Here is a 13,180-nt window from a genome sequence, read left to right as displayed (position 1 = left end):
TGTAATTTACACATTTTCCTCAATCATGTCGATCCGGTGCGAAGTGACGAAGCTTGGCGATTGGCTTGTGAATTGGTGGCGGTGGATTGGCTCAAACAAATCTCGATCGGGCAATCGATTCATCCAACGAGCGAGCTACCTTTGCCAGCGCAAAATATCGAGGATATTGCGGCTATCTTTGCCCGCGATTTTGGGGCGGCACGGGCTAAATACGGTCATCCTGGGACTGCAGGAAGCGAGCCGAGTTGGATTGTCAGTCCCGATGTCCGCCCGTTTACCGCTGCGTTTCGGCAACGACACAGCGATGATTTTGCCAATGGGATTCGGAATGCAGTAATTAAAGCGGTAGAAACTGCGGGCGAAGGATCGCGGCGGACGACGCGCAATGCCAATTCCTTGGCGGAACGCGCTCGGAGGTGGTTTGTAGCCAACTATCCCCTATTGGCATCATTAGCAGCGGCATTTGAGATCGTGGAGGATGCGGAATTATGTCAGCAGATGGATATCTCATTAGCAGCGGTAAATACCGAAATTCAGCGGATCTATATCAATCCCAAATTTCCCTGGACTTATCCTCAGCTTCAGTTTGTCATGGCACACGAGTTGCTGCATGTGGGCTTACGCCATGAGGAACGCCAGCAGGGACGCGATCGCTTTTTGTGGAATATTGCCTGTGACTACGTGATTAATGCTTGGCTGGTAGAAATGGGGATTGGTGAAATTCCCACACCAGCACTGATGCTCGATCTGGAATTAGGCTTCGAGCATGAATCCGCCGAGGCGTTGTACGATCGGATCGTCAAGGATCTGCGACTGATGCGACGGCTAAAAAAGGAACGCACTCTGCGCGGCGTTGGTAAAAGTGACCTGCTCTCAGAGCGTCCCCCATCGTGGTGGACGGGTGTGGGTTGCGATTTGGATACTTTTTATCGGCGCGCTCTGGCTGATGGCTTAGATTTGCATATGTCACAGGTGAAGCGCGGTTTTCTGCCTGGAGATCTGGTGGAAGAAATTAAGTCGATTTTGCAGCCGCCGATTCCGTGGGATGTCAAGCTCGGACAATGGCTGGATAATTACTTGCCGCCGATCGCCGCACGGCGGAGTTTTGCTCGCGCTAGCCGCCGCCAATCTTCGACACCCGATATCCCTCGTGCGGTGTATATCAAACCTCCAGAACTGATGGCAGCGCGGACATTTGGGGTAGTCTTGGATACTTCTGGCTCGATGGATAGTGGCACGTTAGCACGCGGTTTGGGCGCGATCGCGAGTTATGCGCTCAGTCGCGAAGTCCTCCAAGTTCGCGTCATCCAGTGCGATGCGGGGATTCACGATATGGGCTACGTGGAGCCAGAACGCTTGTTAGAGACAGTCGAGGTCAAAGGTAGAGGCGGTACGATTTTGATGCCCGCGATCGCCCGATTAGAGGCGGCTGAGGATTTCCCCAAGGATGCGCCGATCTTAGTTATCACTGATGGTGAGTGCGACTATCTGAGTCTGCGCCGCGCTCATGCGTTCTTGTTGCCTGAAGGTAGACGATTGCCATTCGATACCCGCGCACCGATCTTTCATTTCGATGCGTAGGGACGATGCTTGATGCTTGTCCTGCATTTAATTTATAAGTCTGTAGATATCATCTTGAATGTTAAGGGATAACGAGCAAAGCTATCCAGATCGCAATAAGTTTTAATCGTATGAAAAAAAGTCAATTAGACCGCCCTAAAATCCAGCCATTGCTCTATTTACACTTCTAGATTGAGTTCCATCTGTCTCAATGGTAATTCTTTATGTCGATCGATTTCACTTGGATTCCCAAACCTGTTTAAAACTAAATCTAGCCAATAATCTCGATCTAGAATCAAATTAGTATCGATCGTATCTGCAAGAGCTACAAAAATTGCCGCAGATCTAGCTTGACAATTTATAGATTTTTTAGGATTGAAGGCTATGTCTGAAAATCCAGCATAATTTTTCAATTGTTCAGACACGATAGGATTTTCAATTAGTGCTACCAAATAAAGCCAATCATAAAAAGCAGTGATTGGTTTGTCTGGAAAATCATCTCCAAAAAAGCAGTAGCCTTTAAACGATCCAGAATTACGCAATCGCTCATCTGTCTTTGCATCTTGACTAGAAGCATTATAAAGGTCGTGAAATGGCCCATCATTTTCAAAAACCTTGCTTCCCTGATAGGCAGACTCAACAGAGATAAAGTTTCCTTCCTTCTCAAATCTCAAATTGAAGGCACTCAATTTTATGCCTATATCCTGTAAAGATTTAGAAGAAATTTCAAGCAGAGGACTCAATCCTTTTTCTGTGGCTGATTCATGTAATGACAGAATCGATTTTTGAGCTTGACTCCTAGATAAACCAGGATGCCACTCAAAATTAATCGAGACTTCCTGATAGTAAGGATAAATATTTGGCTGAGGTATATAAATTGGTCTTTGAGCCATCTGTCATCTACGCTATTTATTAAAGCTGGGCTAGTAACTTCTTCTCGATCGAGGATTTATGTTATGGAGACTGATTCAGTGAATACTTATCGGCTAGGATTTTTTTGTCCAGAATGAGTAGTCTGCTCTGGGAGTAAAGTAGTAATCTCCAAAATAAAACTTATCATTAAATGATTTGGCGTGTTCACCATTTTTCAAAATCCATCGGTCTTTATCTAATTCGCTGTAAAAGTGTACTCCCTTAATATATTCAGGACTAATCGAGCCGAAACACAAAACTTCTGCCTGTGGATCGGTAGGATTATTGTCATACAGATTTAGATCCTGACGATTTTGACCATTATCATCAAACATCTTGTGGAGGTATTCCGGCTGTTTTCTCTCATTGACAGATATCTTTGTCATCTCACCAGATGCAGCATTTTTATAGCAAAATGCACTCTCCAGTTTCCAGAGTATAGATGGATCTAATTCTAGAACTACCCAATCAACAGTTTTCTCGTTGCTACGACTTCTATACTTGTAGAACATTCCATAATTTGGGAAGATAACGCTCAAGGAAATCGAGCTTTGATAACCATCTAATCTTAAATCATCATTGGAAGAGAATGATTTTCGATCTCGCTCTAGGGTTGTTCTCGGTATTAATCCATCACTCAAAATGCTATTTAGATTTTCAATATGTGTGAAGTGAATTAAGTTCTCTATCCCCCTTTCTTGGGAAATATTCTGAATTTTAATTTGACGATCTGAGAATGATGGAAGCTGACTAGAAATCAATTTGCTTTTAGCTTCGCTAATTACTCTCTCTAATTCTTGAATATTCTCCATCACAGAACTATCTGGCTTGTATGCAATCGCTTGAACAAAGTCAGTGATTGCACCGTGATAATCTTTTAACTTATATTTGGCAAAGCATCGCATACTATAGGCATTTGCATATTGGGGATTTAACTCTATTGCCTTATCATAGTCAATAATTGCATTCGTAAAGTCATTTTGGTTTTGTTTGGTGAATCCTCGCCAAAAGAAAGGATTAGGATATTGAGAATCTATTTTTATCCATTGTTCATAATCATAAATTGCACCTTGATAATCACCCAATGTATGTTTGAATACACCCCTATTATTATAATAATGTTTGCACTGAGAATCTAGTTTGATTGCATTCGTGCAATCAGAGATAGCACCATAACAATCAAGTAAATCGTACTTAGCATTACTCCGATTATCATAATAATCAGCATTTTCGGGATTTAGAGTTATCGCTTTTGTATAGTCAGCGATAGCTCCATGACAATCTCCTATCGAATATTTAGTAAGGCCGCGATTATTATAATAATCAGCATTTTGAGGATTTAGAGCTATCGCTTTTGTATAATCAGCAATCTCGCCTTCATAATCCTTTAGATAGGATTTAGACAAGCCTCGATAATTGCAATAAAAATCGTTTTGAGGGTTTAGCTCTATCGCTTTATCAAAATCATGAATTGCACCTATGTAATCTTCTGTTCGATATTTTGAATCACCTCGATTACCAAAGTAAATAGCCTCCTGAGAATTTAGTTCAATTGCCTTTGAATAATCAACGATTGCACCCTGAGAATCTCCTAAATTATCTTTAGAAATAGCTCTCCAATTATAATAACTAGCCTCTTGAGGATTTAGCTCGATTAACCGATCGAAACTATTGATTGTCGCCTCATAATCTCCCAGGTTGTATTTAGATTTACCTTCTTCAAAGTAATCATCCTCAGTCCAGAACCCAGAAATGTCTAATGAATTTTCCATATTTTTTTCTGTTTGAATGTTGCTGCTAGAAATTAAAACAGGACTCTCAATGCTCGGAATACCCTCTTTCTGTTTGACAATTGGACGAGGCGTTTGTGACTCATTGGCCTCAGATGATTTGACTTCATGAGGTAATCGATCGCTAGCCTCATCAAAATATTTTAGTTTCGACCATAATTGTCGATCGCCCACTATGTATAAACGATACTTGGCACGAGTCGCTGCAACATTCAAAATATTAGGCTTACTTGATGCCCAATTTAAGGCACCTGCACTTGACTCATCACACCCTAATACCAAAATAACGGCATCGGCTTCTTTCCCTTGAAAAGTATGCACCGTTCCGATGGACTTATCGATCCAGCTCTTAACATCAGGATCGGTAAGTCCCTTTGCCCATTGCGATTTTTTAGCTTGGAGTAAATACTTCAGCTTTAGAGCAACAACCTTAAATGGCGAAATGATATACAGATTTGGTATAGCTTGTTCCGCCGCAACTAGGTGAGTTAGCAGATTTACCACTTCATCTCCTTGTGCGGGCACCCATTGTAGATCTTGGCACTTACTTTTAATATCGATCCAACGACTATCCCCTAGCGGAAATTGCTTATCCTCCTTGGGTGAAATAGTCGCAATCACCATCTTGCCCTCATAGGCGATTTGATTAGAAATCGTTGCCATTGGCTCGATACAACGACGATGTACCCATAATGGACAACCAATCCATTTTGACTCACCCTCGACTTTGACATCGGTACCGAATGAATTGGCTCGATCGGATATAGTTTGAATTGAAGCCTCTGTCGGACTCCAGCAATCCTCAACCCCAAAATAGTTTTGGAGTTCTTTTACCAAAGCTTTGTCTAAAGTGAAGACTGGTTCGATCTGGGATGGATCGCCAACGATAATTGCTCTCTTCGATCGCTGTAAGGCACCTACAACGGCTTGAGGGATTCCTTGTCCAGCCTCATCGATTAACAACCATCCAAAAGCTGCTGGAGGCAACCTGTCAAACAATCGTTGTACCGAGGCTAGGGTAGTAGATACGACGGGTACGACGAGAAAAAGTGTTTGCCAAAGGTAGAGGATTTGCTCGTCGCTGAGACCTTCTCGATCTCCCTTTACCAAACCCACCCATCGTTTCAAATTCTGCTTAATAGGTATAGCAGCCTGTCGAATGAATTGCTCGTGAACATTTAATGCAGCTAGAAATAACTCGGTACGAGCTTGATTGAGTTGTTCGTCTACCCAAGGTGCCGAACGCTGTCGTTTCTCATTCAATTGATTCCACCACTCATCATCCCCAAAAGCTTCTCCTAGATTAGCTTTAGCCAAGGATAAGTTCAACCAGTCCGGCATTACTCGCGCTAACTGTTGTTTTTCTCGATTGAGTATCTGAACTTCTCGTTCTCGCCGCTGAAAAATGAGTTTTACCTCTTCAGCAGCCGATGTCCGTTTAGTTAGTTGAGAAGCTAACATCTGCATCTGTTGTTGCACACTGACAATTTTTTGGTGATGCTGTTGGTAGCTAACATTGTCGAATAAGCGGGTAGCGATGGAAGGTTGTGTTGATTTTAGTTGCTTTAAATAATCCTCTCGCTCCTTGAGAGATTCAGCAGCTTCAAGTTGCAATTTCAAAGCTTGCTTGAATATCCCCTTTGCTTCCGACTCCTTTGCTCGTGCAATATCCAAACTGGTTTCTATCGCTCGATATTGTTGAGAAACCAGATCTTGAGTTTTAATTTGCTCGTACCATTTCTCCCGCTGCTCGATGAGATGCAGTACTGTTTGCTTGCACTGATAAAAGTCCTGGCGTGCAGCAGCCCAGTCAGACCGAGCGGGTTCCTCTCTCAATAGAGCATTGATGGAGCCAGCTTTATCCCAAAAGCCAATGCAGAATTTATTGCAATTGTCTTTTTTCCCCAGCGTGGCAGCAATTAAGCCCCAAGTAGACGGGGGAGTATCCGCCAATGAATCTACACTCTTCTTGAGAATCGGCATCTGTGCCGTTGTCGTAGGGGCAGACCGATTGATTTCTGGCTCTTCAGACTGCTTTTGTGCAGCAGCTTTGACACTTTCAGAGACAGCTCTAAAATATGTCGCTCGCTCTTGATATCGCTCGTCGATGGCATCGAATGCGGGCAGCTCAACACTGACGTTTTCCACTGCTGCATTATTGGAAGATGAAACAACAATTTCAAAACCCGTCAGCGAAGGATGAAGACGATAAAAACCCTCCACCTTGCTAAAAGCTGCTGCTGGATCGAGGTAATTTGTCATTTTCTCTGCCCGTTGCACGATAAGATCGGCAATCAAATCTCGCAACAACGTTGTCTTCCCAGTTCCTGGTGGGCCATTTACTGAAAACAATCCCCCATCATCCTTTAACTTTTCGATCGCTAGATTAACCGCTAATTGTTGCATTAGCGAGAGATTGTATTTTGGATTGGAAGCCCATCGACCCAATGGTAGATGCCTTGGTGATAGCCAATGTCGAAGAAAAGGCGTTTCCTCAACATTTAGGCGATTAGAAATAGTTGGGGTCAGGAATTGTTGTAATGCTGGACTTGCAGTTCCTGCGGTTATTGCAGTAGCAGCCGATGCTAGGTCATCTAAATAAAAGCTATTGATAATATTAGCTACCGTGTCATCCTTTTTGCGATCGACACGTTGGACGACATAATATCCCAGAATATTAAGCTCTTTGGGTTTCCAGATATCTTGGGAAACTAGATTCAACAGTCCTTGAATATCTTGTACTCTAACCTTACGATTAGTCTCTTTATTTGCTTTTACCCTGCTGGAAAATTCTGTCTCTAAGCAAGCTACATATTTTTTGAAGTCCGCAGTCCATGTATCGATATTTAACTGCTGTTGACTTGTCAATATTGCCCCAATCCGCATGAGCGCCCAAGGTGCAGCCAAGCATGTTAATGAGTCATCAATGATTAATCCATCTGTATCGATTTTGAATGAGACATAGCAACTATATGTTTCAGCAACGACATCCTCAAATCCGCTCTGTGCCAGCTTGGGCAAGGATTTAATAAACTCTATTACTGACTTTGATGAAAAGATGCCCAGAAAAACTTGGTATTCATACCGCAGCGGTTTTCCGTTATTAGCGTCTAATAAATTAAACCGTTCAAGTAAAACCTCTGGATTTAGCCAAGGTAAATTTCGATCCTCTTCGGTCTCCAGAATTTGAGCTGTGAATTTCTCATTTTTTGTAGCTCCTTTCAAATCAAACAGGGTGAGCTGTTCGAGCATGTACCAAAACTGAGCAATGGCTGCTTGACTAGATCTTTGGGACATGAGTGCTTGATGAGGAATTTACGGGATACAGGATTGTAGCGCAGATAGGCTATCAGTCTCAACGCAAATATTTTACTCGATCTTCAGCTCTAACTGTGTATACATGATACCTGTCTTGCTTCTCTATGTCTCCTTCTGAAATCTATCCCACAGGACGCAATTATACTCATCTGTTATCAATATGTAATTCGCTCCAGCGACGGGAACGATTGGAAGTGCAAATGAATTTTATAGATGTGATAAGCCACCCAAGAATCGATCGACTAAAAAGGCTAAACCCGCGCTACTGAGCGGTACCGTCAGATTATCCAATCCCCATTGCGCGATCGATTCTATGCCAGTGGCAACGATAGCAACTGGAATTCCCACTACCCAAGTTTGCCAAATATTGCCATTGACAGTGAGCAGGACGATCGACACGATCGCATAACTGACGACGAGCATTGTCAACGTCCCTTCCCAGCTTTTAGTATTACCAAAAACCGTATATGGATGCTTGCCAAATCTCTGCCCAATAATCGCTGCCAATCCGTCGCCCCAAGCCATAATTAAAATTCCGATTACCCCATAGTAAGGTAAATGGAGATTCCAAAATATAGCGGTCAAAACACCAATGCTCACCGCATAAAAAAATGTCCCCAGACTTTTGCGCCCGACACTATTTACCCCTGGTAAAATCGGTAAGCGATAGGAAATCAGGGTTACTATCCCCGCCAACACTCCAGCGCTCATCCCGACCCAGGCAGGTAAATCGAGCAACCACGCAATTATAATGACGTTACCCGTACCAATATGCACCACTTTGCGAACTTGCTCGGGAGTGGTATCCGTGTAGCGATGTAGCAGTTCGGAGATCAGCACGATCGAGCCAACGTATACTGGCACTGTGGCAATCCTCAGCCAGAGATTAGAATCAGTCAAAAGCATTCGCATTGGCACCAATATTGGCAAGAAATCGCACTAAAGATATGATGTCATGAAAAATAGCCTTATCGGATCGATTCGCATCTATCGCCGATTTATTTCGCCCCTATTTCCGCCGAGTTGTCGATTTACCCCGACTTGTTCGCAATATGCCCTTGAGGCGATCGATCGTTTCGGCGCACTACGCGGTAGTTATCTCGCCACCCTGCGGATCTGTCGCTGTCATCCCTTCCATCCCGGCGGCTACGATCCGGTTCCAGAGGTTTTAGAGAAATAACTTCAAACTACTTATGAGCTAATTTTCGACCCAATTATCAATTCTCAATTCTCAATTCTCAATTAATTTAACTAACTTTCGTGGCTCGATCGCAGTAAATAACCACTAGCTGATATCAATAGAATTGCAACCGCTAAATACAGTAAGTCTGTCGCCGAGCTAACCTCAATCGCCATCACCCGCTTGAAAAAACTCACAACGAGGACTACGACAATAACTTTAAGAATTTTATCTTTGAGCTGGTCGAGGGAGCGCACTTCTAAGATATTTAACTCGTCAGACTCTCGCGCCACATCAATCTTTGAGATAAATAATTCGTACACCCCAAAACTAAAAATCATCAGGACAATACCGATCAGATAAAGATCGATCCCACCGATGACTCCACTCATAATTTTATTGACAGCATCGCTGGAGAGCTTGTTACCGATAAAAATATTTTTATATTCTCCTAACACCGTCACGATTTCCAGACTACCTAAGATAAATAAAGAGAAAACGCTAACGATGCCGAAAATGACTGGGACGATTGCCAAAAATCTCACCGTCCACAATGAGGTTTCGACAATGTGTTCTAATTTCTCTTTCGGAGTCATGGTTTGGTTTTGAGATGATAAGTAGTCTACCGATCGCGATCTGGAAGAAATTAGCAACTTCTTGGCGACTGCTTCCGCCTAAGTGTAACAGTTAGCACTAGATATCATGCTCTACCAGATGGGGTAACTATCTATTTCTGCATTGGTTAGCTACTCTAGAAGAATCTCAATCGTCGATCGGTTATTTGACTAGTATGGAACCACGGGAAGCAGGTTCGGCATCGGCATTTTCTAACATGATGCGAAATCTGAGCAGATCGATAGCCGAAAACACTGAAAACCTAAAACCTAAAGCCTAAAGCCTAATTATGAAGCCTTACCGCCAAGTTCCCATTCAAGAATGTCACGAACCATTAGTTGCAATTCCGCTAGAATTATTTGCGATCGAGACACCGCATCCATATATCAAATGTGGAGCGGATTATAATGGCAAATCTCCGTATTTTCTGCGTCAAGGAGTACTCGATCGAGTAATTACCGCACAAGCAAAATTGCAACAACTACACCCAAATTGGCGCATCCAAATCTTTGATGCCTATCGTCCGGTAGAGGTGCAAGAATATATGGTCAATTATACTTTTGGGCAGACAGTTCGCGATCGACAACTAGATCCCACCCAACTTTTAGACATTCAAACGGAGCAAATCTGGGCGGATGTCTACAAAATCTGGGCGATTCCCAGCTTCGATCTGGCTACGCCACCACCCCACAGTACGGGAGCGGCGATCGATATTACTTTAGTCGATGAGCGGGGTAATTTAGTCGATATGGGTTCGCCGATCGATGAGATGTCGGATCGATCGTTACCAGGATATTTTGCTAATTCTCCAGATCCCGTAGAGCAACAATATCACCATCATCGGCAACTACTCGATCGGGTAATGACGGATGTTGGTTTAATTAGACATCCTAGTGAATGGTGGCATTTCTCGTTCGGCGATCAACTTTGGGCATGGTTGCAACACCAACGCGATCCTCGACACCTGCTAATAGCTCGCTATGGTAGAGTCCTCTAGCCATTTGCGTCAAATATCTGCTACATGCGATCGGCGGCATTTCTCGATCGGAGATCGGCTCTGGGCATGGTTAAATAATCAAAGAGATCCCCAGTACGCCATTCCAGCTTATTATGGAAGGGTGGTCTAGTTGTTAGTCACTAGATCGAGAACAAACAACAAACCGCAAATTCCATGAGTGTTTTTGTCTTATTATTTAACGCGCGAACTGATAATGAGGGGATTTATTCAACTCAGGTTGGCGATCGCAATGTGATTTTAATGTTTGAACAAGAGGATGACGCCGTGCGTTATGCCGATCAGTTAGAAGCTGAAGATTTTCCTAAACCGACAGTTGAAGGCATCGATCCGGAGGAAATCAAAGAATTTTGCGAAGATTCTGATTACGACTTTATCATCGTGACGCCAGAAATGTTGGTGACGCCACCCGCACTAAATATGGACGAAACAGATTGGCAACCGGAAACAAGCAAGCGCACTCAGTCAGATGATGACGAGAGCATCGATCTCGAAGCCATGCGGAAACGCTTAGAAAAGTTGTTGTAATTTTAGTTAGCACCTGTATGGACTTTATATCGTGAAGATATCCAAACTGGCGATCGGACTGTGAGATCTTCGTCGAGGTGAGGGTTGAGAGATTACAGTGTAAGGAGATTAGCTAAAAAAATTTTGCTCCGATGCTGTTAACGATTTCTACTACGCACCAACCCGCTACAGATCTGGGATATTTGCTATTTAAGCATCCCGATAAATGTCAGGCGTTCGATCTTGCCTTTGGTACCGCGCGAGTATTTTACCCAGAAGCTAGCGATACCAGATGTACGGCGGCGTTGGTACTAGACATCAATCCGGTAGATTTAGCCAGAGGTAAGGCTGGCGCAAACAGACAGACACTAGCAGCATACGTCAGCGATCGACCTTATGCGGCATCATCTTTCTTGAGTGTCGCGATTTCTCAAGTATTCCGCACGGCGATGACGGGTAGGTGCGAGCAAAGGCAGGATTTAGCCGATACCCCGATTCCGCTGGTTGCTAAGATTCCCGTGTTGCCCAGTCGGGGGCGAGAAGGCTTTTTACGGGGCTTATTCGAGCCGTTAGGTTATCAAGTAAATGTGCGTCGCTTAGCACTCGATGACGCCTTTCCTGATTGGGGTAATAGTGCTTATTTTGATGTGGAGCTGAGCCACTCGATTAGGCTTAGCGATTTGCTCAGTCATCTCCATGTGATGATTCCAGTGTTGGATGATGACAAGCATTATTACGTCAATGAAGACGAGATCGAAAAGTTGCTCCGTCATGGGGAAGGGTGGCTGAGTACCCATCCACTGAAGGAAGAAATTACCAGCCGCTACCTCAAACGTCAGCGCGGATTGACTCGCGATGCACTTGCACAAATTGCCGTTGAGGAAGTAATCGCAGAAACATCAGATCGCGAAACTTCAGAAGATATCATCGAAAAGCCCATTAGTCTCAATCAGCAGCGGCTAGAAACCGTCGTGTCTACATTGAAAGCCAACGGCGTCCAAAAGATTGTCGATTTGGGTTGCGGCGAAGGAAAACTGCTCAAACTATTATTAAAAGAGCCAACTTTTCTAGAAATTTTGGGGATGGATGTCACTTATCGATCGCTAGAAATTGCCCAAGAGCGAGTACTCGAAAAATTACCGACACACCAAAAAGGCAGACTGCAATTAATTCAAGGATCGCTTAATTATCGCGATGCCAGAATTGCTGGTTATGATGCAGCGACAGTCATCGAAGTCATCGAACACATGGAACTCGATCGACTCAAAGCTTTCGAGCGGGTATTATTTGAATTTGCCAAGCCAAAAATGGCGATTGTCACCACTCCAAATGTCGAATATAATGTCAAGTTTGAAAACCTCCCCATAGGTAAATTACGCCATCCCGATCATCGCTTTGAATGGACGCGAGCCAAATTTCAAACTTGGGCGCAGGGGATTTCCGATCGATCTAAATATAGTGTGGAGTTTGGATCGATCGGTAATATCGATCCTGAAGTTGGCGCACCAACGCAGATGGCAATATTTACGATCGCTAACTAGACGTCGTTCGCCTAGAGTAAGTCATCATGAGAAAAGTTGAAGTAGTGCCACCCGATCGCAATTGGCGCGATATATTTGAAACTGAGTCTACACAACTAGCCGTCGCTTTTGGCGATAATTCGATCGCGATTCATCATATCGGTAGTACTTCAATTCCCACTATTTATGCCAAACCGATTATCGATATCTTAGTTGCAGTCAAAGACATCGAAAAAGTTGACGATCGAAACACCGAGATCGCAGCATTAGGATATGTTGCTATGGGTGAATTTGGAATTGCTGGGCGGCGGTTTTTCCGAAAAGATAATGAACGAGGAAGTAGAACGCATCACGTTCATACTTTCGAGACTGGTTCGCCCCAGATCGATCGACATTTAGCGTTTCGAGATTACATGAGATCTCATCCTGAAACAGCACGAGAATACAGCCAAATCAAGCAGCAACTCGCTCAAAAATATCCAGATGACATCGAGAGTTATATGAATGGCAAAGCTGGATTCATCAAAGAAATCGATCGAAAAGCAGCGGATTGGTGATGTCCATAGCTCGATCTATATTTGGGGTATTTGGGACTGTACTGCCATTTGAAGTAGGGGGCAATTTAACTAGGACTGCGGGAATTCCCCCGCCATAGGTGTACCCGCCTTGGCGGTGGGATGAAAGCAGGCGAATGAGAGATTGCATCTCCCCACCGCTATTTGCCACCACCGGAAGCAAGCAGCGGAGGGAGATGTATGAACGA

10 protein-coding genes are annotated in these 13,180 nt (G+C 43.8%); 6 read left to right on the top strand and 4 right to left on the bottom strand.

Annotated features, from left to right (window positions below; all coding sequences use genetic code 11):
• On the top strand, positions 1–1,581 hold a 1,581-nt coding region (locus tag RMO35_RS09190), incomplete at its 5' end, for a DUF2201 family putative metallopeptidase (protein WP_309740440.1).
• 158 nt (positions 1,582–1,739) lie between these two features.
• Here RMO35_RS09190 and RMO35_RS09185 read toward each other — a convergent pair.
• The 3 genes from RMO35_RS09185 to RMO35_RS09175 form a co-directional block, all read right to left on the bottom strand.
• On the bottom strand, positions 1,740–2,453 hold the full coding sequence (locus tag RMO35_RS09185; RefSeq protein ID WP_309740438.1) for a DUF6977 family protein: 714 nt from the start codon (positions 2,451–2,453) through the stop codon (positions 1,740–1,742).
• 93 nt (positions 2,454–2,546) lie between these two features.
• Positions 2,547–7,559, bottom strand: coding sequence for a DarT ssDNA thymidine ADP-ribosyltransferase family protein (locus tag RMO35_RS09180; RefSeq protein WP_309740436.1), 5,013 nt, complete (start codon positions 7,557–7,559; stop codon positions 2,547–2,549).
• Positions 7,560–7,787: 228 nt separating this feature from the next.
• Complete coding sequence (locus RMO35_RS09175; RefSeq protein WP_309740442.1) at positions 7,788–8,486, bottom strand: SEC59/DGK1/VTE5 family protein; 699 nt, start codon at positions 8,484–8,486, stop codon at positions 7,788–7,790.
• Positions 8,487–8,535: 49 nt separating this feature from the next.
• Here RMO35_RS09175 and yidD point away from each other — a divergent pair, with 49 nt between their 5' ends.
• Positions 8,536–8,760 carry a membrane protein insertion efficiency factor YidD gene (gene yidD / locus RMO35_RS09170; protein WP_309740435.1) on the top strand — a complete coding sequence of 75 codons (225 nt, stop codon included), beginning with the start codon at positions 8,536–8,538 and terminating at the stop codon, positions 8,758–8,760.
• A gap of 71 nt (positions 8,761–8,831) precedes the next feature.
• On the opposite strand, the gene RMO35_RS09165 is transcribed toward yidD, so the two are convergent.
• Entirely contained in the window at positions 8,832–9,356 is a 525-nt protein-coding gene (locus RMO35_RS09165) for a YqhA family protein (protein ID WP_309740433.1), read from the bottom strand.
• Positions 9,357–9,664: 308 nt separating this feature from the next.
• Here RMO35_RS09165 and RMO35_RS09160 point away from each other — a divergent pair, with 308 nt between their 5' ends.
• From RMO35_RS09160 to RMO35_RS09145, 4 genes are all read left to right on the top strand, one after another.
• A complete protein-coding gene (locus RMO35_RS09160; protein WP_309740432.1) occupies positions 9,665–10,372 on the top strand; it encodes a M15 family metallopeptidase in 708 nt (235 codons plus the stop codon).
• Positions 10,373–10,546: 174 nt separating this feature from the next.
• Entirely contained in the window at positions 10,547–10,918 is a 372-nt protein-coding gene (locus RMO35_RS09155) for a DUF3110 domain-containing protein (protein ID WP_309740431.1), read from the top strand.
• Positions 10,919–11,049: 131 nt separating this feature from the next.
• Positions 11,050–12,438 (top strand): 3' terminal RNA ribose 2'-O-methyltransferase Hen1, encoded by a 1,389-nt coding sequence (locus RMO35_RS09150; RefSeq protein WP_309740430.1) that lies wholly within the window; start codon positions 11,050–11,052, stop codon positions 12,436–12,438.
• Positions 12,439–12,464: 26 nt separating this feature from the next.
• Complete coding sequence (locus RMO35_RS09145) at positions 12,465–12,974, top strand: GrpB family protein (protein WP_309740428.1); 510 nt, start codon at positions 12,465–12,467, stop codon at positions 12,972–12,974.
• Positions 12,975–13,180: the final 206 nt, after the last annotated feature.

The sequence above is a fragment of the Chamaesiphon sp. OTE_20_metabat_361 genome (assembly GCF_031364565.1).
Note: the sequence above shows the minus strand (reverse complement) of the source record. Positions and strands in the feature narration are given on the sequence as shown.